The following is a 23,018-nucleotide window of genomic DNA, read 5'->3' on the forward strand; positions in this document are numbered from 1 at the left end:
AGGGGGTAGCGACTGTTTACCAAAAACACAGGGCTCTGCGAAGTCGCAAGACGACGTATAGGGTCTGACGCCTGCCCGGTGCTGGAAGGTTAAGAGGAGATGTGCAAGCATTGAATTGAAGCCCCAGTAAACGGCGGCCGTAACTATAACGGTCCTAAGGTAGCGAAATTCCTTGTCGGGTAAGTTCCGACCTGCACGAATGGCGTAACGACTTCCCCGCTGTCTCCAACGCAGACTCAGTGAAATTGAATTCCCCGTGAAGATGCGGGGTTCCTGCGGTTAGACGGAAAGACCCCGTGCACCTTTACTATAGCTTTACACTGGCATTCGTGTCGACATGTGTAGGATAGGTGGTAGACTTTGAAGCCGTGGCGCCAGCCATGGTGGAGTCATCCTTGAAATACCACCCTTATCTATATGGATGTCTAACTGCGGCCCGTTATCCGGGTCCAGGACCGTGTATGGTGGGTAGTTTGACTGGGGCGGTCGCCTCCTAAAGAGTAACGGAGGCGCGCGATGGTAGGCTCAGAACGGTCGGAAATCGTTCGTCGAGTGCAATGGCATAAGCCTGCCTGACTGCAAGACTGACAAGTCGAGCAGAGACGAAAGTCGGTCATAGTGATCCGGTGGTCCCGCGTGGAAGGGCCATCGCTCAACGGATAAAAGGTACGCCGGGGATAACAGGCTGATGACCCCCAAGAGTCCATATCGACGGGGTTGTTTGGCACCTCGATGTCGACTCATCGCATCCTGGGGCTGGAGCAGGTCCCAAGGGTATGGCTGTTCGCCATTTAAAGCGGTACGTGAGTTGGGTTCAGAACGTCGTGAGACAGTTCGGTCCCTATCTGCCGTGGGTGTAGGAATATTGATAGGATCTGTCCCTAGTACGAGAGGACCGGGATGGACGTATCTCTGGTGGACCTGTTGTCGTGCCAACGGCATAGCAGGGTAGCTATATACGGACTAGATAACCGCTGAAGGCATCTAAGCGGGAAACTAACCTAAAAACGAGTATTCCCTATCAGAGCCGTGGAAGACTACCACGTTGATAGGCCGGGTGTGGAAGTGCGGCAACGCATGTAGCTTACCGGTACTAATAGCTCGATCGACTTGATCATTCTCATTTACAATATCCATCGAACAAAGTTCGATGAAAACTTTGCCCCTCACGCCTTATTCACTTCGTGAATGGCTCCGGGAGGGCGCCGGGCAACCGGCGGCACACAGTCGTGTGCTTATTGTTTATCAGCGCTCTATAAACGCGCTGAATTATCTGCACGAAAGACAACAGCTTCTCATATTTGTGTTCTTCGCCGACCTGGTGGTTATGGCGGAGCGGCTGCACCCGATCCCATTCCGAACTCGGCCGTGAAACGCTCCAGCGCCAATGGTACTTTGTCTTAAGACACGGGAGAGTAGGTCGCTGCCAGGTCTGCTAAGCACACAAATAATCAACATCTTCTCAAAAACATACAAAACAGACATTCAACGCAATAAGCGCAAAAAATACCGAATATATGATTATGTGAGAGTGGCTCGGAGCAGCCCGTTCGGTCTAAAATCGATAATCAATCGATTTTTAAACGACCTCACCTCATCAGGCCAATGCCATGAAAAAAGGCGCCTGACTTCGCTCCCGGGCCGCAATGGTTCGTAACTCATAACGCGGGGTGGAGCAGCCCGGTAGCTCGTCAGGCTCATAACCTGAAGGCCGCAGGTTCAAATCCTGCCCCCGCAACCAAAATCTCCAAAACTTAAAGCATATATTATCGCTGGCACGAACACGTCTTCTGCGCTGGCAATCGTTGCTCGTCATCCTGTGGACCATAACCTGAAGGGGGAGGAGCATAGTAATCGATTGAGTATCGATTACCCGACGAACGGGGCAAATCCTGCCCCCGCAACCACTGATAACGACAAACCCGTAGCATAAGCTGCGGAGTTTGTTGTTTTTGCCGCCTTTCCAATGGCTTGCCGCTCCGTCCAGTTGGACTTCCCCTTCAAAAGTGGAGGGCTTCTGTTAGATAAAACTGACAGGAGACTTAGAATTGAAGCAGCGCGAATTTACAGAAGATTTCAAACGGGAAGCCGTTCGTATTTTAACGACGAGTGGTCGAAGCATTTCATCGGTTGCGGACGACCTTGGCATTGGCAAATCAACACTTGACCGCTGGCGTCGCAATTTTGCTGAGAAGGATCTGCTTTCTGGTCCGCATGAGGACATGAGCGAGGAACTTGCCCGGCTTCGTAAGGAAAATGAACTCCTGCGACAGGAACGTGACCTACTAAAAAAAGCGACGGCCTTCTTCGCTCGGGAGACAAGTCGATGAAGTTTGCGTTCATCGACACGGAGAAGGCTCATATGTCTCTGTCACGGCTGTGCGCTTTCGCAGGCGTCAGTATCAGCGGTTATTATGCATGGAAGCATCGTTTGCCCAGTCGTCGTCAGCTCGACGATATGATCATCCTGGCGCATATTCGTAATCAGTTTGAGCTGTCACGTGAAACTTATGGCAGCCCTCGAATGCATGTCGAACTGAACGAAGAAGGTATTCGAGCAGGACGTCACCGCACGGCGCGACTGATGCGTGAAAACGGCCTTAAAGCCCGGCAGAAAACTCGCTTCAAACGCACGACCGACAGCAATCATGGTGAGCCCGTCGCTCCCAATCTTCTGGATCAGGACTTCACTTGTGATGGGCCTAATCAAAAATGGGGTGTCGATATCAGTTACATATGGACGGCAGAAGGCTGGCTATATCTGGCAATCGTTGTCGATCTTTATTCGCGTCGCATCATCGGCTGGGAAGCACGCGATAGGATGAAGAAGGATCTGGCGATCAGTGCTTTGAAGAAAGCCATTGCAATCCGTCAACCAAAGCCGGGGCTGATCCAGCACTCGGACAGAGGAAGCCAGTATGCCAGTTATGAGTATCGCAAAATCCTCACAGCTCACAAAATGCTTCCATCCATGAGCGGCAAAGGAAATTGCTATGACAATGCAATGGTGGAAACCGTCTTCAAAACGATCAAGTCGGAACTGATCTGGCGCACTGTGTTCTACACACGTAAGGATGCAATCAAAGCCATTGGCGAATACATTGACGGCTTCTATAATCCTGTGCGCAGACATTCTGCACTCGGATACAAATCACCGATGCAGTTCGAGATGATAAACCGTAAATTAGTGACAGAACCCCTCCACTAAATAAGGGCAAGTCCAGTTTGGAACCATCCAATTGCGGTCCATGGCTCAGACCAATTTTTCTCCCCAAACGGGTTTGAGGCTGTCAGAATTTGGCGATTTCGTGAGGCGCCGCTTATAAAAAATTGCAATAATAGTAAAATTGGTCTGGTGTTATCGGCTTTATTGGAGGGAAAATATCCATCCAATATTGGCTAAAGGCTTCGTCAACTCGTGGAGAAATTTCCGCGCTAAGAAGGGAGACTTGCCAATGACCAAACCAACAATCAACGATAGTGATGCGCGATTTTCTGAGGAAATTAAAATCCGTGCTATGGGACCAGCGGATAAAACACACTGGAAAAAACTCTATCGAGCCTATGCCGCTTTTTACAAGGTACCCATGAATGACGATATACTGGATCGCACATGGGCCTGGTTGCAAGATGCAACGCATCCATTGGAAGGGCTGGTGGCTCAATCCGGCGAAAGCATCATCGGTTTTGCCCACTTCTGGCCTCAACCAAGGCCTTTGCAAGGCCAATATGCTGGGTTTCTTGATGACCTTTTTGTCGATCCATCGCACCGCAGCCGCGGTGTTGGGCGTATGCTTATTGGGGCGCTTAGCGATATTGCAAGCATGCGCGGCTGGACAATGCTGAGTTGGGTGACTGCGCAGGACAATGTAACTGCGCGTCGTCTTTATGACGACGTTGCAAAAGCAGCCAACTGGGTCACGTACGAACGTTTATTTTGATGGTTTTGCAGCCTGTGGCGTTAACACGCTGCAGGCTCTTACACATAGCCAAAGCTTTTTGGGCTAAAGCTTTTTGGGTTTAACTACATTTCGCTGACGGACCGACTTTGAGTGTGTGGAATATCTTTTCAAGCTTCCTGACCGCGATCTCAATTTCTATCGGCGTATAGGCCGCGAAGCCGAGCAGAAATCCCGCTTTAGATTCACCCGTGGCGTGGAGTGCTGACAGCCCCAGCAGCTCAATTTCAGAACGGCGAGCCGCCTCCACAATCACTTGCTCGGAGATGTCGCATGTTAATAGGCATGGCATTTGCAAGCCCCCCACGGGAACGCGTGGCTCAATAAAACCTGCAAGATGTTTGCGAACCAACCTAGTCAGTAATTCAAGGCGCTGGGCATAGATACCGCGCATGGTGCGAATATAGGCTCCGAAATGTCCGCCTTCTATAAAGCGGGCAAGCGTATATTGTGGAATGGATGCGGTATGCCCATCGAGAAGCGTGCGGGCCGTGGTCATTGGTTTGACCAGCTGTTCGGGCAATACAACATAGCCTATTCGTAATCCCGGAAAGAGTGATTTGGTAAAAGTCCCGATATATATGGTTCTGTCATACTGATCGAGGCCTTGCATGCAGGCTGTGGGCCTGCCCGCATAATGAAACTCACTGTCGTAGTCATCCTCTATTATCCAGCCGCGATGACGCTTCGCCCATTCGATCAATGCAAGCCGGCGGTCCAAGGCCAAGGTAGCACCGGTCGGGAATTGATGTGAGGGTGTGAGGAAGACAGCGCGTGCTGGATTGGGATCACTGATGATGGGCTCGATATTTATGCCTTGTTGATCCAGCGCAACGGGCACGCAATTCAACCCAGCAGCATTAAATGCTTTGCGGGCTCCATAATAAGCGGGGTCTTCGATATAGATGCGCTCACCCGGATCAAACAGCACATTCGCGCACAATGTAAGGGCCTGTTGCGAGGATGTGAGGATTAGCACGCGATCCGCACTGGCGCGTGCGCCACGTTCGAGATTTATATAGTCTGCTATCGCTTGTCGCAACGGTTCGACCCCTTGCGGGTCTCCATGCAAAAGCGATTGCTGTCCGATCTCTTTGAGAACTTGTCTTTGTAAGCGCTCCCAAAGTGCAAGCGGAAAGCTTCTTGTGTCGGGGATACCGGGCGCGAATGGGCGTGGGGTCAAACTCTCACGCACGCCACCGCTTTGGAACATCGCGCTGCCACGCTTGCTGAGTTCTGGCGATTGATCTTTTGGTTTGGGAGAGCGTTTCGTTAGTCGACGACCGACAGAAAGCTCTGCAATTTGTGAGACGAAACTTCCGCTGCCGACGCGACGTTCAATGAAACCTTCTGCATGAAGCTGTGCATAGGCGGCTTCCACCGTATCCCGAGAAACGCCCAGTGATTGTGAGAGCGCGCGTGAGGCCGGAAGCGGTTTGCCACGACTGAGTGCACCATCCACGATTAATTGCCGGATCGCGCGTTGAATACGCGCGTGAAGTGGCATGGCTGAGTGCGCTGGGTGATTAAGCCATGCCTTTACGGATTCGAGTTGCGAGTGCTTGAACAATTGGATGGTATCTCATTTGATAATTGGCAGGGCATATCAGGCCATTGAGCGTCTAAAAGTCAAGGCTGTCAGTTGCATAAATATGCTTTTCCGGAGAAGCCCGAACATGCCCCGTACCTCTTCACGCACGCTTACTCGAATAAATGATATAATCCACCCTGTTGTTGCAGGTTTGATTTCAGTCATCGTCAATTATGGCGGTACGTTCATTCTCGTTTTTCAGGCGGCTCGTGTTGCCAATCTTAGCCCCGAACTAACCGCATCTTGGGTGTGGTCGATTTCGATCGGCGTCGGGTTTTCTGGTTTATTGCTGAGCTGGCGTTATCGTGAACCAATTATTACGGCATGGTCCACACCAGCTGCAGCGTTCCTTGTTACTGCCCTCGCCACAACATCCTATGCGGAAGCGATTGGGGCTTACATGATCTCAGCGATTGCCTTCGTTCTGCTTGGGCTGACTGGATGTTTTGAAAAAGTTATCCGGCTGATACCTCCGGGCATAGCTTCGGGATTGCTTGCAGGCATCTTATTGCAGTTCGGAATAGGTGCATTCAGCAGTGTGAGTGTTGATCCCGTTTTGGTGGGTACGCTGATCGCTGCCTATCTCGTTTTAAAGCGTGTTTCCGCACGATATGCAGTCATTGGCATCTTGTTGATTGGGCTTTTTCTCCTGCTGATGCAGGGTCGTGTTGAACTGTCTGATCTGGAATTGAAACTGGCTGCTCCGGTTTTTAACATGCCAGAGTTTAGCCTGAACGCCACGCTCAGTATCGCACTGCCGTTGTTCCTTATCACCTTAACAGGTCAATATATGCCCGGCATGTTGGTGCTGCGCAATGATGGGTTTCAGACAAGTGCCAACCCCATCGTAACGGTAACGGGCCTGGGTTCGCTCATCATGGCGCCGTTTGGCTCCCACGCCTTCAACATTGCAGCTATTACTGCTGCCATCGCCACCGGACGGGAAGCACACGAAGATCCGTCGAAACGCTGGATTGCCGGTATCGCTGCGGGCTGTTTTTATATTCTGGTCGGAGTGTTTGGTGTAACGCTCGCAGCTGTGTTTATGGCATTCCCCGCGACGTTTATTACAACACTTGCGGGGCTTGCTCTGCTTGGCGCCATTGGCGGAAGCCTTGCTGGTGCGATGGCAGATGCTCGTTCGCGAGAAGCATCGCTTATTACTTTTCTGGCATCCGCTGCGAATATCAGTTTGCTCGGTATTGGCGGAGCATTCTGGGGGCTGGTCATTGGCCTTGTTGCGTCAATTGTGTTGAACGGACAATTTCAGCGAAAATCCGATGAGTAGAAATTGCGTAAATAGACCAATGAAAGAAGTAAGTTATTTGGAAGCCACCAGATTTCGAGACTTCTCGACATAATGATTTGAATCAAAGAAAGTCCAAATAGGCATATCTTAAGCGGAGTTTTTTCGGATATGACCGCGGGACTCATTGTGTCAGCGCGGTCATTCCGCTCGCGGTAATCGAAACCTAAACTCAAAGATTTATGCATCAGATCGCGCGAACATGAGTGTGAAAGCCACAAAGATGTTCGCCGAGTGTTTCCCAAGTTATGCGCGTGAAGAGAGGAGATTCAATTTTCTTGTCCGGTCATGGTCGAAATCGACGGCGTTGCTATGATCTCCTGATCGTCAGGGTAAAGAAAGTAGCTTGATCAGTAGGCAAGAATAAAAGATGTCATGGTACCAACTCGCCATGCTTTCAGCTTCATGGCCCTATTACCGCTGATCGATACTCAGGGTCTTTTCGAAACGGAATTTTTTGAAAAGAGGAGCTTAAAACTAAAAAGTGATTAAGAAAAACGTTCAGGGCAGGTCTTCTTTGGGAGTCTCATTGAACACAACGCTCCGCCCGATAACTTGTTGCTTAATTCGAGTCGTCCACCATGAGCCACGACGATCGCTTGAACAACGGAGAGCCCTAGTCCGGTTCCTCCTGTAACCCGTGATCTTGATTCTTCTCCGCGCCAAAACGGCGTGATCTCAGTAAGACGCATGTCGCTAGGGAATCCGGATCCGTTATCACCTATTTGGACTGCCAATAAATCATCCGAAATATCAACTATGGAAAACCGTAACGTGGTTCCTTGCCCAGCATATCGACAGGTATTTTCGATAATTGCAAGAAAGGCTTGTCTCATTCTTTGAGCATCAACGAAGGCTTGAATGGGCTCCAGATCCAATTCGACTTTTATATCGCTGTCATTCAATATTGGCTTAGTTGAGATCAATACATCTTTAATCAGCTCCGATAGATCCGTCATTTGGCAATGCATCACAAGCTTCTGGCCAATTGCAAGCGATAGCGTACGAAGATCTTCGACGATCCGTGAAAGTCCGTCTATTTGAAGAACAAGACTGCCCAGAGCCTTCTTTTCCATTGGGAATACACCGTCTATCATTCCTTGCATTGTCCCACGTAAAATTGTGAGAGGCGTACGCAATTCATGAGCTACTGCCATATTATTAAAACTTAACCTATTTTCCATTTGTTGTAGGCTACTCACCAAATCGTTAAAACTATCAACTAGGCTCAAGACCTCTAATGGGCCATGATGAGGACCCACTTTTTGAATTGAGAAATCTCCTGACCTTAGGGCTTCTGCCGTCTTGGTGAGACGTTCTAGTGGCTGCGTAATTCTTCGTGTTAAATAAATCCCAATTGTACTGCAAAGAAGCGCTGATAATAAACCCGAAACTAAAACTGATAAATAAATGTTCGAATCAAACAGCTCTGAAAAACTACTGAATTGCTCAAGAAGAGCTTTCAATCCAGCGGTTTCAGGAAGGATACCCGCATTTATATCATTGTAAGCCTTCGCGGCATCTGCGGGTAGCGTCTTTAGCAGAGCATCTTCAAGATAAGAAGAATACCAATTCACGCCGAGGAAAGCTAATCCGACGCTTAGTAGCAACATTACAGCGATGATAATCGCAACCTGTGTGGCAAGTGAAAGAACAGGAACTCTCATTTTGGATCGCAGAAGCGATAGCCTATGCCCCTAACAGCGGTAAAAAAACCAAATTGTTCTTGCTTTTCGAATTTGCGCCTAAGATTTGATATATGAGTATCGACTGTACGGTATAGAGCGTCACTTTCGGGCAAGCAGGCATCAAGAATGTCACTGCGTTCATAAGCATGTGTTGGTCGTCTGATCATGTAAGCAAGGATCCGAAACTCGCTCAGAGTTAACGGAAGCAACACGCGTTGTTCGTCTTGATGAACAAACACAGAATATGCTTTAAAGTCGATCTCAACGTTGCCAACACGGAGGATTTCAACTGTTTGCGATCCTTTGAAACGACGAAGCACAGCTTTTACGCGGGCGACAACTTCCAGAGGATTAAATGGCTTGGAGATATAATCATCGGCTCCCAGACGTAAACCGCTTAGTCTGTCCAAGTCCTCTGTCAATGCAGTTAACATTATTACAGGCGTATTCGATATTTGTCTCAATCTGGCGAGAACGGTAAAGCCGTCCAGCTTCGGTAGTCTTGCATCAAGTAGTACAAGATCAGGTGAGAGCGAGTTATGATGTTGAAGCGCTGTTTCACCATCCCCTGCACAAATTGTACGAAAGCCCTCTCGCTCTAAATAAGCGATCAAAATCTCTGCAATCTTGGGCTCATCTTCAACGATTAGAATGAGGCTATTTTCCAATTTGGACTCCAAATGAAGGCATCGGGGTCGTAACCCCATTTTATTTCAAACGGACTTTTACAATAGAAAAAATCGAGTGCAATCTCCCGCATTGATGGAGCTAAACTTGCACCTGCAATTTGACAAACGTCACACTGTCTCTCCATCAAATCTTGACATTAAAAATTAGAACGTTGTGCCAACTGAAACAAAAGGCACTCAAATGCAAATATCGTCCTTCAGCCGTGTTCAACAGTCAAATCTGAACGACAACAACGATGCACGGCTCACCCTTCAGGCCAACCTTGCTCTTATTGCTCTTTTGGCTTCCAGCTTTCTCTTCATTATATTTCCGAATCTGGATCTAGCTATTATTCGAATTTTCGCCAATGGGCATAATTTCCCGTTGTCAGAAAACTGGATATTGTTGGCTATACGTGATGCAAATCGAAGGTTGGTGATTTATCTGATTACCATAATGATTTTATTCATTGCTTTGTATGCTGTAAAACCACAAAAATTTAATTTTGTCCGGCCTCATAAGGCATTATTCGTTATACTGACCTTCCTGTTTGGGCCTTTTTTAACTGTACAGCTACTCAAGAGTTTTATAGGTCGAGTTCGGCCTCGCGGCCTGCTTGAATTTGGCGGAACAGCAGACTTCACGCCCGTTTGGCAATATGCTGCTCAATGCGCTAGAAATTGTTCATTTCCATCGGGCGAAGCAGCGACAGCGGCTGCTACCCTATCGCTGATAATAATATTGCCAATAAAGTGGCGATGGATTGGCCTTTGCATTCTTACACCTATTTTAATTTTTGCATCCTTTAATCGCGTGATGTTCGGAGCGCATTTTCCTTCAGATGTGATTGTCGCTTGGGCTATTATGTGCTGCCTTATGACCTGGCTTTGGCGACGTATTACCAATAATTCTAAAAATATTGATTCTCTCATAGAGAGTTTGGGAGGACAACTTACTGGCTGAGTTAATGAGTAAGAACGTCAAACTATGCAACATCAATCAAACCGTGTGATTGCGACGATGGATAAGGAACAATTAACAACAATCGACCAATTCAAACATCCATGGTTATTTTTTACGCGATTGAATATTTCAGGCCTTTTATAGCGGACCAGAGCTTTCTCATCCGCTTTGATGCAGAAGTTCGCCTTCAGAGCCTGAATCATAATGAATGTAAGGATATCAGGCTCTTGCGATGCGCCGGGTGAGCAGGCGGATGTTTGCGATGTAGACCCAGGCTTCAGCAGACGCGACGGTTTTCTCGAAATCTTTAGTCAGTCTGCGGCAACGTCCGAGCCATGCAAACGTTCGCTCGACAACCCATCGGCGTGGTAAGAGTTTGAAGCCCTCAGCGTGATCGGATCGTTTGACGATTTCCAGCGTAAATTTTCCGACCTTTTCCAACCTGTCTTTGAGCTTGGGTCCCGCGTATCCACCATCAGCAAAGATATGTCGAAACCATGGCCAGCGTTTGAGGATGGTTTTCAAGACATCAGGTGCACTATCTTTGTCTTGAATACCCGCAGAATGGATCACCAGACCAACCATCAAGCCGAGGGTATCAACCACAATATGACGCTTGCGACCGTTGATCTTTTTTCCCGCGTCAAAGCCCCGTATTCCGCCACTTTCCGTGGTTTTTATTGACTGGCTATCGATCACGCCAGCGGTAGGGCTGGGCTGCTTTCCGGTCAACTCGCGTGCTGTCATCACGAGCGCGTTGTTGATCGTGCGCAGCATCCCTTCATCTCGCCATCGATAGAAATACTTTTGCACCGTGGAAAATGGTGGGAAGTCCGTGGGCAAAAGCCGCCATGCGCCACCTGATGAAGCAATATAAAGCAGCGCATTTACCACCTCTCGCAAATCCGTCTTGCGAGGGCGTCCGAGACGGCTCGGTGCAGGCATCATCGGTTCGATGACAGTCCATTCCGCATCCGTTAAATCGCTTGCATAACGTGCGTTGCGTCGTCCATATTGTTGCCGAGCGGTTGCAGTCCAGGCCATCATGATCTCCATCGAATGTAAGCTATCCGATTGAATCATAACCTACTGAAATCGCTCAATCCTTTTTGGAACAGGCTCTTAGGGGGCTGCAATTGAAATATATACTTATGGGAATAACTATCATGATGGGCAGTATTATAACTGCTCAATTGTTATCTCTCTTATTTGGTTATAACACTAAACAATTTAATCTTTCCCACTCTGCTTCATTTAATGCGGGGATTCTGATTGGTTGGGTACCGTTGGTTTTAGCACCGATTGTCGAGGAAATCAGTTGGCACGGATGCCCTCCGGTCGCGTATGAGCATGTTCTGCACTTCAATCGTATTCAGTATTTATTGGGCTATATGGCAGTTTCCGTTAGCCTGCATTAAGGGGTATTATCAAGCTAATTTGGTAGCTACCGGAAATATCCACGCACTGAATTTCACTATTAGTCTGTTTCCATTTGTTATAATAATGAACTGGTTATATTACCGCTCAGGGCGTAGCATTTGGGTTGCGGTTCTCTTTCACTTATCGGCTAATGTTTTCAATGAGATATTTCAGACGCATCCTGACACTAAAATTATTCAGACTTTGCTTTTGATAGTAATTACGCTTGCGTTGATAGCGCTCCAGTCTGATTTTTTCTTTGGCTATAAAAAATTCACAGAGGTGAAAAGAAAGATGTTTTTATCAAAGTAATAGTTATTGAGAAGCATGTTATGTAACGGTAATCCCCCCGTTTTTAACGGGGCTCTGCAGTAGAATTTATGCAGCCATTTTTAGTTTCTGTGCGGGCGTTATGCCGCCGATACCCATATTAAGTCGTTCATTATTATACGTCCAGAACCATTGAGTAGCGGATTCCTGAGCCTCTTCAATGCTTTCAATGATGTGTTGGTCTAGCCATTCGTGCCGAACAGTTCGATTATAGCGTTCGACATAAGCGTTTTGTTGCGGCTTTCCTGGTTGGATGTGACTGATGGTAACGCCTTGTTTTTCAGCCCATTCCATCAGCTTGCCACTGACATACCCAGGTCCATTATCCACACGAATTGTGTGGGGTTTGCCGCGCCATTCGATGATCTGGTTGAGGCAACGAATAACACGCTCAGCTGGTAGCGAGAAGTCGACTTCAATGCCGAGCCCCTCGCGATTAAAGTCGTCCAGGACATTCAACAGCCGGAATTGGCCGCCGTCTTCCAACCGATCCGCCATGAAATCCATGGACCAAATCAAATTTGGCGCTTCGGGCACGGCCAGCGCATCAGGTTTGTCGCGCTTCAACCGCTTGCGTGGCTTGATCCTGAGGTTCAGTTCCAGCTCACGGTAGATGCGGTATATGCGCTTGTGGTTCCAACGATGCCCCCGGACATTGCGCAGGTAAAGAAAACAAAGACCAAAGCCCCAGTTCTTCTTCGCCCTCGTTAGCCCGATCAGCAGATCGGCGATCTGCTCGTTCTCTTCGTTCAGCTTGGCGCTGTAACGATAGCAAGTCTCGCTGACACCAAAGGTACGGCAGGCCAGTGCGATGTTGACCCCGCGTAGCGCCACGGCTTTCCTGCTCATCTCGGCATACATCTTCTTCAGCCGACGATTGCTGCGCCGGGCAATTGATTCACTGGATCAATTACTTTCCCGGCTCCGATCCTCCAGAGCCTTCATCTGGCTGATCATCGACGCATCCATGCCGCCAAACTTGGCGCGCCACTTGTAGAATGAAGTGTTGCTCATTCCATGTTCGCGACATAGCTCAGGTGCTGGAACACCACCTTCTGCCTGACGCAGGATCGCAAGACTCTGCGGTTCGCTACATTTGCTTATCTTCATCAACAATCTCCTCGGTCATAATGCCGAGAAAATTCTACTTTTAAAGCCTGTTAATTACCGGGGGATTACCCAATTAAGAACATCAACAAGCGCATCCGACGGTATTTACCCAGCAACACGGATCTGACACAGGTCAGCCAGGCGCAGTTGACTGCCCTCGCCCATAATCTGAATGCAACACCGCGCAAGTGTCTTGGCTTTAAGACACCAGCCGAGGTCTTTGCTTCTCTTTTGCAGGATGCATCTTAATCAGATACCATCACTATCTGCATGATGCACTTGGAGTAGCTTTTCCAAGAAAATAACCGCCGAGAAGAGAGGAAGAGGCGGTAATAAATCGGGACAAGTCCACATCACAACAAAACCACGACACCAGAAATCAGTATCACAATTCAGCCGTTACACGTGCGGATACCGTATTTATTCAATCAGCTTTATCTTGTCTTACTTGCGTTGGTAAAGAGTGCAGGGTGTCGGGTTCTTTCGTGTCCTTTTTATCGTCTGATGGCTGCATATAAAGCGTTTCACTAGCGAATGCGAAGTCAGCACCGCGCGCATGAACGATTTCAATGATCTTCAGGTAAACTTCTTGCTGTGCCGCCAACCAGTCGGCCCAGATTGTCGTTTTGGTGAAGCAATAGACCATAATGTTGAGCGATGAATCGGCAAAAGCATCAAAATAAACAAGCAAAGACTGTGTTTGATCAATATCTTGATTGTTTTTCAACATGTTGCGGATGTCTTCGACGACAGCCGCGAGTTTATCAGCATCTTCGTAACGCAAGCCAACAGTCGTGGTGATGCGCCGGTTTGTCATGCGACCCGGATTAACGACGCTGATTGTTGAGAACGCAGCATTTGGTACATAAAGCGGGCGGTTTTCAAATGTCGTGATTTTGGTGATACGCCAGCCAATTTCAACGACTGTGCCTTCGATGTCGCGGTCAGGAGAACTGATCCAATCGCCGATGCTAAACGGGCGGTCAAAATAGAGCATAACGCCGGAAAAGAGATTGCTCAGCATGTCCTTGCCAGCGACGCCAATCGCGATACCGCCGATGCCACCAAATGCAAGCAATCCGGATAGTCCAATCCCAAAATGCTCGCCGAAAATCAGCATGATGACCACAAAGATTGCTAATTTCAGAATACGCGCAACCATCCGCGCCGATGTGACGTCATTGCCACGTGCAATCTGGCTATGCGTAAGGCGGTTGATGAGCTGGAAAAGCTGCTGCATCGTCAGCAGCGCCATCGCAAACACTGATGCTGTCTTGATCATATCGGGCGTAATATCCGTGATATGATAATCCTCAAGCAGCATGAAGGCGATTTGACGGATGGTGAGGATCGCGCCAAACATCATCCCAACAAAAACGACATGAACGGATATGCTGCGTGACCAGCCGCGCCTGTGGCGCATCAGAAACCACGCGGTAAATGCCGTAATGGCAAAAAGAACAGCGATTGCAGCGGCTATCCAGTATTTCGACATTCAATCCCCGCAGTCAGAACAGTTGAGCTGAAAGTGCTTGATGGCCTTACATTAAGACTTCTGGCAATCCATGCCGGGCTCACTAAACTTATAAATCATTCGAAACACCGGCAAGGCTTTTGCTGGATGTCAGTGCGCCGGTGAAAAACGCGAGATTAGCCGCTGCAATGCGCGACGCGGCCTGTGCGTCCGTCTGCGCAAGCTTTGCATCCAAAAGCGCATTGTTGGTTTCATTCACAATCGTGATTGTCCCTAGGCCATTTTTATAGGCCTCAAGTGCTGCATCAAAAGCAACTGCCGAGGTTTGAACAAGTACACCCGCCGCTTTATTGGCCGCAAGCGCGGTTCTCAGCGCATTGGAAGCCAAGACTATTTCTGCAACGGCATCAAGCTGCACTCTGCGGAATGTCTCAGTTGCTGCACTTTGTGTTGACTGCGCATTCTTCAACTGCGCGGCTCTAAACCCACCGTCGAAGAGCGGCACTGTGGCTCCAACAAGAATGCCAGCGCCTGACGTTTGGTTGCCGATGGATGGCAGGCTGCCGGCATTGAAACTGTTGGAACTTGACGAGAGTGCGCCTGCCACGAAGACTTTCGGCATGAACTCAGCCTGAGCCACCTTGACGCCTGACTTACTCGCCTGGAGGGCAGCATAGCTTGCTATCAGATCAGGGCGCCGTGACAAAGCGGTTTCGAGAACCGATTGGGTAACACCATCAAAACTCGCCGGCAGCTTATGGTTCGCAGAGCCGTCGACCTTGATCTTTACCATTGCATTGACGCCCATCGCGGCAAGAAGTGCCTGATAGGTGACTTGCTGTTGGCCTTCTGCACGTACAATGCGCAGTTCGGATTGCGCGACCTGTTGACGTGCAAGTGCGAGTTCAACCGTTGTTGCACGGCCTTCATTCAGCTTGGCCTGAACAGCGGCGAGAACCGCTTTGCTGTTGCGCAATGTCTGTTGAGCGATGCGATAGCCGTCAACAGCCGCGCTATATTCGTAATAGGTCCGCGTTACATCAAAGATGACCTTCTGATGCAAAGCATTGAAAGTCACATTGGCCGCAAATGAAACTTGCTTAGCAGCTTCGGCCAAAGCCGCGCGCTGTCCAAAATCGAATACGAGCCATTGCAGAGCAATATTGGGGGTTACGCCGCGTAGTGTCGTGTTAACCGTGCGCTCGCCGATTAACGGAACATCGACAGGTGTGGACGTCTTTTGAATGCCACCAATGACGTTGGCCGTTATGATCGGCAACATGGTCGCTTCGACCATGCCGACAGCAAGAGCTGCTTGTCGTGCTCGTTCCCATGAGCTTCTGGTCGCAGGATTGCTGCGCTGCGCAAGATCGATTAATTGCGCAAGATTATATTCCGACTGTGTGTTCACCGAGACTGGGCTTGAAATCAAAGCCAGTTCGGGATTGGCCGGAACGCTAAAATCTTTCACCCCGTCGGGAGTGCTGGCTGGCGCGCCACCGTTCTTATTTTCTTTCCAGGGCTTGTCGGACGCTTCGGGCGCGAGCTTAAGCGCATCCGTAGCGCAACCGCCAAGCGACAACGCAAGGAGCAAAGGAAGTATTGGTGATCGCAGCTGTGCAAGTTTTTTCATGCCTTACCATCCGCCAACGCTGTTTCCAGATGTGTAAGATGCATATCGATCTGCTTTGCCCCAATATCTTCAACGCCAGCAACGGGAGGAGTCTGATCGGCAGATAAGCCATCTCCTTGTACACCAACAGACCCGAGTTGCGCAGACAATATATTCAATCGTTCAGCAGCATCCGGGATTGCCTCAGATGAGAAGTAGACTTCCCTGTTCAACGAGGCAAGCTGCGTGACAGCAACATCAAATGTTTTTTCGAGCTCTGATGACGGTCGCAGCCCAGATGGTTCAAAGGGCAATAGATAAAAACAATAGCGCACTTCGTCTAAAAGACGCTCGGCTTCGGCTGCCGTTGCAATCATTTTCATGCGGTCATCCGGTTGCGCGGATGCAATCTGTGCAATTTTTCGAGCTGTATCGGAAAGCTTTTGGCGGATAACTGCTGCCACAGGCGCAGGCCAGATGAGCGTCGAAACAATATAGACGGCAAAATTGCCGACCAGAATGCCGATAATACGATCACGTGCCGTATCCATGTCAGTTGTCGGTCCAAAGCCTTGCAAAACCGTCAGTGTAAAAGCCAGGCCGATTTGCACGCCGCCATAAGACACTTTTTCGCTACCAGCAGTAACCCATGCCGCCAAAAGCGCGACGATGAACACCAGCACCATCAGGCCACCAACAGTTTCAAGCTGCGGCATCAAATAAATCAGCGACCCAATTCCGATGACGGCACCGATGAGACAACCGGTAATACGTAAAGTCAACTTGTGGATGGTGTCGCCCGCAGTTCCCATTGAGGCGACATAGCATGTGACCATGGCCGTATGGATGCCCTGCCAATTGATAGCGGCATAGAATATATAACACAGAATAGCAGCCAGTGTTGTTTTGAGCGCAAAGCGCTGATAAACAGGGTTGGTAAAAGCATCGGCGGCAAAAAAGCTATCGCCTGATCCTTTGCCATATGCAGTCTTCTCGCTACCCGCAATGTTGCGAAGCGCTTGCAGGAGACCTGCTTCTTGTCTGCTACTCGATGTATTTAGCTCAATCTTAGGGGCAGGCAGTGCCTCGCCCTTATCGAGAGCTGTGACCATCTGATCAATGTGCTCGATATATTCTTTCTTGCTCTCATCAGAAGTGTCAGCCGGAAGTGCGGAGACTGCAAACAACAGCTGATAAGAAGCCGGAATATCCGATTGGATTTTAGCGGCTTTATCTGTAGTTGTTTGATGGAGGATTTTAACAAGCATCGAACGCTTGTTTTCATCATCATTGGCTGCGCCCAGTTTTTCTTTTAGCGCTTCAGTGGTTGCTGACGTTTTCTGAAGCAAGGCTTCTTTTGCAACCAGCAATCGCTCGCGCATTTCTTCGCGCAGCAACGTCAAGCTCCAGCGTCCGAAAAACAGGCAGAAACCCGCGATGACAAACATCGGTAGAATGGCCATTTCCCACGCATAGCGCAGTGCGAAAGAAATGACGCCATTAATTGGAACTTCATTCACAAGGCTGAGAATGAACGCGATGATCAAGGCAACAATGCTACCGCCTTCACCAAGTTTGCTGGCCGCACCGATGAAAATAAACACAAAGGAGACGAGAATCATCACCAGTATGCGCAAAAGAGCAGACTCAATAGTCCATTGCAGAACGGGGATCATCATGGCGACGAGCAATGTAATTGCTATAACCGCCGCTGTCGCAACGATGGTGTTTTCGGCACCATCTGCCTTCATCAAAAAGATGACGAGATAACAACTAATCGCAGATTCCGGGATGTGGAACATCATTGCTATGCCAGCGACCAGCGCGCAAACAGCTGCGACGCGCCATGAAGTTGCCATGCGACCCGGAAAAGGCGCAAGGTCCGCTAAGGTTTCGCGAACCGCTCCGCGCAGTGTGTTGTCAGCACTTTTTGCCATTTAACACTGTCACAACGGCCGAGGCACCAGAACGGGTCAGCTCTGCGGGCGGATTAATCAGTTTTACACGGACCGGAAAGCGCTGCGCGATGCGAACCCAATTCAGGTTCTTTGGAACATAAGGCAGACTACGCGGAATGTTGATCAGGTCTTCTGAGGATACGCCCCAGCCAATACCCTCGACAACACCTTTAACCACAATTGAGCTGTCAGCCATAATGCGGACCTCCGCGCAATCGCCCACTTTGATGCCAGTAAGTTCGGTTTCCGGGAAAGTTGCCGAAGCATACCAGCTTGCGGTATCAATCAATGTGAAAACAGATTGGCCCGGTGCAATGATCTGCCCGGTGCCATTACGCACACCAACGACGCGTCCATCATGCGGCGCGTAAACCACGCTGTTATCAAGATTATGCTGCGCAAGAGCGAGTGCTGCCTGTCGAGCGCGTACCAGAGCTTGAGAGCTGTCAAGCGTTCCAACCAAAGTATTGGCGGCCTCGGCTTGTTTGACGGCCTGGCTGAGACTGATCTGCGCATCGTTGCGCAGGGTACGGGCATCATCAACTTGTTGTTTCGTGACGTAGCCCTTTGGGCTTAATGCTTCGAGACGCTTGAGCGTGGCTTCTGCGAGATCGAGATTGGTGCGCGCACGCGCAACCTGCTGATCAGCGATCAGTGCGTTTTGCGATTCCGCCTTTACGGCTCGCCGTTGCGTATCAAGTGTTGCCTCGGCAATTGCGAGATCTGCCGTTGTTTGATCGACAAGCAGCTGAAGCGGCACGGGATCAATAGAAAAGAGCTTATCTCCCTTTTTGACCGCCTGATTTTCCTGCACATCAATAGCGATAATTCTGCCCGGTACCGTCGCAGCAATATTGACAATATTTGCGCCGATGACGGCGTCATCCGACAATGGATTATTGTGTGCTTCTCGAAGATAAAGCCACCCCATCACGACGGCGACAATAATCAATATACCCGTCAGAACGACACCAACGATACTGAATTCTCTTTTGTTGTAAGCGTTGCTTGTCATGTTATCGCCCATACACAAAAAGCGCGAGGCTGCAGGCGATCGCGATGACGATTGCAGTATAAGCTGTCAAGCGAAATGGCAGGATGTCGTCTACGCCAAGACGAATAAACACCACGCGCAGCAATATTGTGATAACGATCGCGACGAGAAGACAAAGCATCCACGATGGGAAATATGCCCCTAACAAAGAGAATGATGGCCCAGACAACGCAATAGGTCTCCGTAAGATATGCGTGCAATATGAGACAGATTCCTACCCCACAAAAGAGTTACGGGAAGCCAGCCTCGACTGCAAGCCGTATGATCTTCTTTCGCGTGATAGCACGCGCATATTTAATGATGGTGCTGTGATATTTATTATTAAGTGGCAGTCAGAACCATATTCCTTCAATACGCGGCTCTTATCACTTGAATGCAATATACACAGCTGGTAGCTCTTAAGGGCTTGGGCTGCTGCCTCGAAAAGGTCTGATATTTCAAAGGGGATGAAAAGTGTCTTTGTTGTCAAATGTTTTGCCGTTTTTTACCGACTTGCCTACTTTTCAGACTTCACATGATTTATGGCTTGCCTGTACTGCGCTATTGTTCAAAGACGCAAAAGCAGGATCCTATGCAGGTCGTACGATGGAGCTGTCGTTAGAGCTGCCATACTTGGCCGCGTCTATTCCTCGTGGTCATCAGTTCACGTCTGCCGTTGATGGGCATGATCCGCTCAAGTATGAATCGAAATATGCAATCTTTGCAATTGTTGTCCCAAATGAAACGATTGAGGATCTGAAGATCGTCGAAGGCATCAATGAAAAGGGGCTGACGTTCAGCGTTCTGGCTTATGCTGGTGCTTCTGGACCTGCTGATAATGCTGCTAAGACCAAGGCAATGCTTGCTGCAATTGACCTCGGATCATGGGTTCTCGGACAGTTTGACAGCGCTGAAAAAGTAAAGGCCAGCTTAAGCGAAAATACGGTTATTCTGACATCGCTTGCGCCTTTGCATGGCGCTAAGACGCCATTCCACTTTGTCGTCCATGACAGTGCTGGGAAATCGATCGTGATTGAGTTCTCAAGCGAAAAGCAAAATGTCTACGACAATCCTGTTGGTGTGATGACCAATGGTCCTGAATTTACGTGGCATTTGACCAACCTGAATAACTACACGTTTTTGTCAAATCTTGATCAATCGACTGGCCAGTTTGGTGATCTCAAGGTTTCTCAGCCAGATCCTGGTATTGCTACCGCTGGATTGCCTGCGTCCAACACATCGGTAGGCCGTTTCGTGCGCGCCGCTTACTACGCCACTTATGCGGAAAAACCTGAGCCTGAAAACGCGATTAAATCGCTCGGTCATATAATGAATAATTTTGACCGTCCGCGTGGTATTACGATTGATCGTCCGCAATCGGGTGGATTGGATTTTGAATCGGTGCCGTCGAAGCCCGGGCAGGAATATGAGACAGAATATACGTCATGGACGGTTCTCGCAGACCTGAACAAGAGCGAATTTTATATCCGCACGTACGACGGGTTGAACTTTATAAAGTTCGATTTGCCACGGCTCTTTGCCGTGAATGAGCTGAAATTGGCACCGCTGGATAAATTGTCTGCACTCGACAATGTCGACGTGACTGATGCTCTACTGAAATAGCGAAGCTTCTTAATTATCCGTAAGGAGTAATAAAGCAGAGTAATTTAGCGCTCGTGGACAAAATGTACCCATAGTTTGACTGCGGCTATGACGACGAAGCCAAGACAGGATTTCATGGCTTCGTCGTGTGTGATTGGCTCGTGGCTGTTTTTTTTTGAGGGGATGACGGCCACGACGTCACTGCTGGCAATTTCGCCGCGAATGGCGTCGGCATTGTAACCCTTGTCGGCGAGGAAAGCTTCAATCCGATCGGAGATCATCCGGAACAAGGGCGCAAAGCCTTGGGTATCATGAACTTGCCTAGAGTATTTCCAGTTTTCATTGAATCATTCGAAAAGCTCTATCTCTTTGTTTAACGTGCATCTTGTTCCGAAAACCGTTTCACACTTTTCAGGATGAGTCTTAGGCGTCAGCACGAAGCTGATCGGCCGCCCTTTGCATTGCACCAAGCATGGGGCCTGGTGGTGAAGCCGTCGCGTGATCGACCAGACGACTCGATCTTCCGAGTCCCGTTTTATGCCGACCGCAAAAATGATGCGCTCGGACAATTGCGCTGTCGATCATGACGGCGGTTTGATCCTGCTCGACCAGATCAGCCAGAACTTGAAGCAGTGCTTCGAAGACGCCGGTCTCAACCCAGCGTCGAGATCGGTGCAAGACGCCGCTCCAGTTGCCATATTCATCAGCCAGGTCTCGCTATCGCGCTGGAGACAACGATGCAGCGATGAACGTGTCAGGTGCGGAATGATTGGCTGCAAAGCATAGAGAAATCATCAAGCGGCAGAAGTGTGTGTTTGCGAAAGGCAAAAACAACCGCATCGTCTTCAACCGACAGGACCGTTGAACGCCGTTCCCTTGGTCCCGCAGGAAGATCGACAACGGAATTGCGTTTACGCCACTTCGTAACTGTCTTCTGATTGATGCCGCAACGCTTCGAGAGCCCTCTTAGGCTCTGTTTACTATTTCGTATTGGCCGCGGAATTGCCTCAGTCATCGTGGCACTGCCGTGTGGAACTTACCCCTTAATTCATCACTCCAAGTCTTATAAAGTATCGTACCATCAAAAACTGTTATGAAACAGCTAAAATTGTTGTCTTTTATAAAATTGTTGTGTTTCTTATAAATAGTTATGATTAATATTAATATATTATTTGTAAGAGTATTATTTTTTCAAAAAATATATTGTATTTTAATTTTATAAGAGTGATCAACTCTATTTTATTAATTTGAATGGTATTCCAGAAATCAGTGCCTTTACATAACGGCGCTTCTGGAAGCGTCCGTTTAGTGAAACGCGCGGTAATGTTGTAAGTTGGGTCAGGCTTTCTGAGGTCAGGATGCCCGGTTGTGTTGTGACAGCTACACGAATGCCAACATCGGCAATAGCATTTGATTCACGTTCACTAACTGCGGTCTTCCAGCCATAAGGATAAGAAAATGAGCGCGGCGTCTGGCCCGTTATTTGGTTTAGGAGACTTATTGAATCCTCTACTTCTTGTTTTAAGCGGATGGAAGTGGCCCGCTTTAGATTAATATGGTTTACGGTATGCGCGCCAAAGTGAGCAAATGGATCGGACGCCAGTGACTGGATATCTGAGGTGCTCATTATAAGTTCGTCTACGATATTTATCGGGGAAATTTGATTTGCCCGTGCGGCGTTGTCGATCCTTTGGACAGCAACATCTTCGTTAATGGATTGAACGAGATTAGCTAACCGCTGAAAGGCCGTAAATTTTTCAGTATAAGTTTGGCATTGTACTGTTTCTGTTCCAGCGCCAAAGTCAAAACGAAAAGAGCTCGCTTCACGTGTCAGTGCGGCTGCTGTTTCCCACCAGATTGTCCGGCTGCGGTCGACAAAGCCTGGGCTTATAAAAATAGTGTAAGGGATATTGAACTTACGAAATATGGGTACCGCAAATTCTGCGTTGTTTTTATATCCATCGTCAAGTGTGAAGGCGACGAAATTTCTCTTGTCTGTAGTATTGTTAAGTAAGTCTGGCAGGTCGTGTAGGTGAACTGGAGTGAGGCCTTGTTCTAAGGCCGCACGAATAGAAACTTCGAGAAAATCTGGTGTGATGGAAAGTATATCGTTGGGATCAAATAGTTTGTCTTGTTGAGGTCGAACGTGATGAAGAGTAAATATCAAGCCCCGCCCACCTGCCTCAGGAAAAAGACGGTGCATAAGAGGATTAGACGTCAGTTCCAGTCCACCCTTGATTAGCCTATATTTCAGGGCGTTTTTAGCGGCGTGTAAAGGCCACATTGGACCGATCCTTCTGAAAA

At 48.8% G+C, this 23,018-nt stretch carries 18 protein-coding genes, 1 tRNA gene, 2 rRNA genes and 3 pseudogenes (1 of these 24 only partly in view); 10 read left to right on the forward strand and 14 right to left on the reverse strand.

What is annotated here, in order from left to right:
• From U2P60_RS03435 to U2P60_RS03455, 5 genes are all read left to right on the forward strand, one after another.
• A 23S ribosomal RNA gene (locus U2P60_RS03435) occupies window positions 1-1,118 on the forward strand (it extends 1,694 nt beyond the left edge of the window).
• Window positions 1,119-1,317: 199 nt separating this feature from the next.
• A 5S ribosomal RNA gene (rrf, locus tag U2P60_RS03440) occupies window positions 1,318-1,432 on the forward strand.
• A 232-nt stretch (window positions 1,433-1,664) separates the two neighbouring features.
• A tRNA-Met gene (locus U2P60_RS03445) sits at window positions 1,665-1,741 on the forward strand.
• Between the two features lie 307 nt (window positions 1,742-2,048).
• Window positions 2,049-3,208 (forward strand): IS3 family transposase gene (locus U2P60_RS03450; protein ID WP_413570911.1). Its coding sequence is split into 2 segments (ribosomal slippage): window positions 2,049-2,310 and window positions 2,310-3,208, totalling 1,161 coding nucleotides; the frame shifts between segments, so codons are not numbered across the junction.
• Window positions 3,209-3,455: 247 nt separating this feature from the next.
• Complete coding sequence (locus U2P60_RS03455) at window positions 3,456-3,941, forward strand: N-acetyltransferase family protein (RefSeq protein WP_413571312.1); 486 nt, start codon at window positions 3,456-3,458, stop codon at window positions 3,939-3,941.
• A 79-nt stretch (window positions 3,942-4,020) separates the two neighbouring features.
• Here U2P60_RS03455 and U2P60_RS03460 read toward each other — a convergent pair whose 3' ends face one another.
• Window positions 4,021-5,529, reverse strand: a complete 1,509-nt coding sequence (locus tag U2P60_RS03460; RefSeq protein ID WP_413571314.1) for a PLP-dependent aminotransferase family protein — start codon at window positions 5,527-5,529, stop codon at window positions 4,021-4,023.
• A gap of 106 nt (window positions 5,530-5,635) precedes the next feature.
• On the opposite strand from U2P60_RS03460, the gene U2P60_RS03465 reads away from it, so the two are divergent.
• Window positions 5,636-6,838, forward strand: a complete 1,203-nt coding sequence (locus tag U2P60_RS03465; protein WP_413571315.1) for a benzoate/H(+) symporter BenE family transporter — start codon at window positions 5,636-5,638, stop codon at window positions 6,836-6,838.
• Window positions 6,839-7,344: 506 nt separating this feature from the next.
• On the opposite strand, the gene U2P60_RS03470 is transcribed toward U2P60_RS03465, so the two are convergent.
• The gene (locus U2P60_RS03470; RefSeq protein ID WP_413571316.1) at window positions 7,345-8,523 is read right to left on the reverse strand and encodes an ATP-binding protein; all 1,179 of its coding nucleotides are present in this window, start codon (window positions 8,521-8,523) and stop codon (window positions 7,345-7,347) included.
• A complete protein-coding gene (locus U2P60_RS03475) occupies window positions 8,520-9,212 on the reverse strand; it encodes a response regulator (RefSeq protein WP_413571317.1) in 693 nt (230 codons plus the stop codon). Before U2P60_RS03475 ends, U2P60_RS03470 begins: the two co-directional genes overlap by 4 nt.
• Before the next feature lie 202 nt (window positions 9,213-9,414).
• Here U2P60_RS03475 and U2P60_RS03480 point away from each other — a divergent pair, with 202 nt between their 5' ends.
• A complete protein-coding gene (locus tag U2P60_RS03480; protein ID WP_413571318.1) occupies window positions 9,415-10,176 on the forward strand; it encodes a phosphatase PAP2 family protein in 762 nt (253 codons plus the stop codon).
• 219 nt (window positions 10,177-10,395) lie between these two features.
• Here the strand turns inward: U2P60_RS03480 and U2P60_RS03485 are convergent, their stop codons facing one another.
• The gene (locus U2P60_RS03485) at window positions 10,396-11,220 is read right to left on the reverse strand and encodes an IS5 family transposase (RefSeq protein ID WP_413571985.1); all 825 of its coding nucleotides are present in this window, start codon (window positions 11,218-11,220) and stop codon (window positions 10,396-10,398) included.
• A gap of 122 nt (window positions 11,221-11,342) precedes the next feature.
• Here U2P60_RS03485 and U2P60_RS03490 point away from each other — a divergent pair, with 122 nt between their 5' ends.
• Both U2P60_RS03490 and U2P60_RS03495 read left to right on the forward strand, forming a co-directional pair.
• A complete protein-coding gene (locus U2P60_RS03490; RefSeq protein WP_413572026.1) occupies window positions 11,343-11,594 on the forward strand; it encodes a hypothetical protein in 252 nt (83 codons plus the stop codon).
• Window positions 11,527-11,907 carry a type II CAAX prenyl endopeptidase Rce1 family protein gene (locus U2P60_RS03495; protein WP_413571986.1) on the forward strand — a complete coding sequence of 127 codons (381 nt, stop codon included), beginning with the start codon at window positions 11,527-11,529 and terminating at the stop codon, window positions 11,905-11,907. Before U2P60_RS03490 ends, U2P60_RS03495 begins: the two co-directional genes overlap by 68 nt.
• 66 nt (window positions 11,908-11,973) lie before the next feature.
• Here U2P60_RS03495 and U2P60_RS03500 read toward each other — a convergent pair.
• The 6 genes and pseudogenes from U2P60_RS03500 to U2P60_RS03525 form a co-directional block, all read right to left on the reverse strand.
• Window positions 11,974-13,035, reverse strand: a pseudogene (locus tag U2P60_RS03500) (IS3 family transposase).
• Window positions 13,036-13,459: 424 nt separating this feature from the next.
• Complete coding sequence (locus tag U2P60_RS03505; RefSeq protein ID WP_413571319.1) at window positions 13,460-14,530, reverse strand: mechanosensitive ion channel family protein; 1,071 nt, start codon at window positions 14,528-14,530, stop codon at window positions 13,460-13,462.
• Between the two features lie 88 nt (window positions 14,531-14,618).
• The gene (locus U2P60_RS03510) at window positions 14,619-16,142 is read right to left on the reverse strand and encodes a TolC family protein (RefSeq protein WP_413571320.1); all 1,524 of its coding nucleotides are present in this window, start codon (window positions 16,140-16,142) and stop codon (window positions 14,619-14,621) included.
• Window positions 16,139-18,058: an FUSC family protein gene (locus U2P60_RS03515; RefSeq protein WP_313829232.1), complete on the reverse strand. Its 1,920-nt coding sequence runs from the start codon at window positions 18,056-18,058 to the stop codon at window positions 16,139-16,141. The genes U2P60_RS03510 and U2P60_RS03515 overlap by 4 nt, the downstream gene beginning before the upstream one ends.
• A complete protein-coding gene (gene mdtN, locus U2P60_RS03520; protein WP_313829234.1) occupies window positions 18,042-19,094 on the reverse strand; it encodes a multidrug transporter subunit MdtN in 1,053 nt (350 codons plus the stop codon). The genes U2P60_RS03515 and mdtN overlap by 17 nt, the downstream gene beginning before the upstream one ends.
• Window position 19,095: 1 nt before the next feature.
• Complete coding sequence (locus U2P60_RS03525; RefSeq protein WP_413571322.1) at window positions 19,096-19,302, reverse strand: YtcA family lipoprotein; 207 nt, start codon at window positions 19,300-19,302, stop codon at window positions 19,096-19,098.
• 284 nt (window positions 19,303-19,586) lie between these two features.
• On the opposite strand from U2P60_RS03525, the gene U2P60_RS03530 reads away from it, so the two are divergent.
• Window positions 19,587-20,735: a linear amide C-N hydrolase gene (locus U2P60_RS03530; protein WP_413571323.1), complete on the forward strand. Its 1,149-nt coding sequence runs from the start codon at window positions 19,587-19,589 to the stop codon at window positions 20,733-20,735.
• Between the two features lie 44 nt (window positions 20,736-20,779).
• Here U2P60_RS03530 and U2P60_RS03535 read toward each other — a convergent pair.
• The 4 genes and pseudogenes from U2P60_RS03535 to U2P60_RS03550 all read right to left on the reverse strand — a co-directional run.
• Window positions 20,780-21,025 (reverse strand): annotated as a pseudogene (locus tag U2P60_RS03535) (hypothetical protein); the annotation flags it as partial.
• A gap of 112 nt (window positions 21,026-21,137) precedes the next feature.
• Window positions 21,138-21,392 (reverse strand): hypothetical protein, encoded by a 255-nt coding sequence (locus U2P60_RS03540; protein ID WP_413572028.1) that lies wholly within the window; start codon window positions 21,390-21,392, stop codon window positions 21,138-21,140.
• A 44-nt stretch (window positions 21,393-21,436) separates the two neighbouring features.
• A pseudogene (locus U2P60_RS03545) lies at window positions 21,437-21,729 on the reverse strand (IS481 family transposase); the annotation flags it as partial.
• A 219-nt stretch (window positions 21,730-21,948) separates the two neighbouring features.
• Window positions 21,949-22,998: a polysaccharide deacetylase family protein gene (locus U2P60_RS03550; protein WP_413571324.1), complete on the reverse strand. Its 1,050-nt coding sequence runs from the start codon at window positions 22,996-22,998 to the stop codon at window positions 21,949-21,951.
• Between the last annotated feature and the right edge of the window lie 20 nt (window positions 22,999-23,018).

The organism is Brucella sp. H1_1004, assembly GCF_047308065.1.
GTDB lineage: Bacteria > Pseudomonadota > Alphaproteobacteria > Rhizobiales > Rhizobiaceae > Brucella > Brucella pseudogrignonensis_B.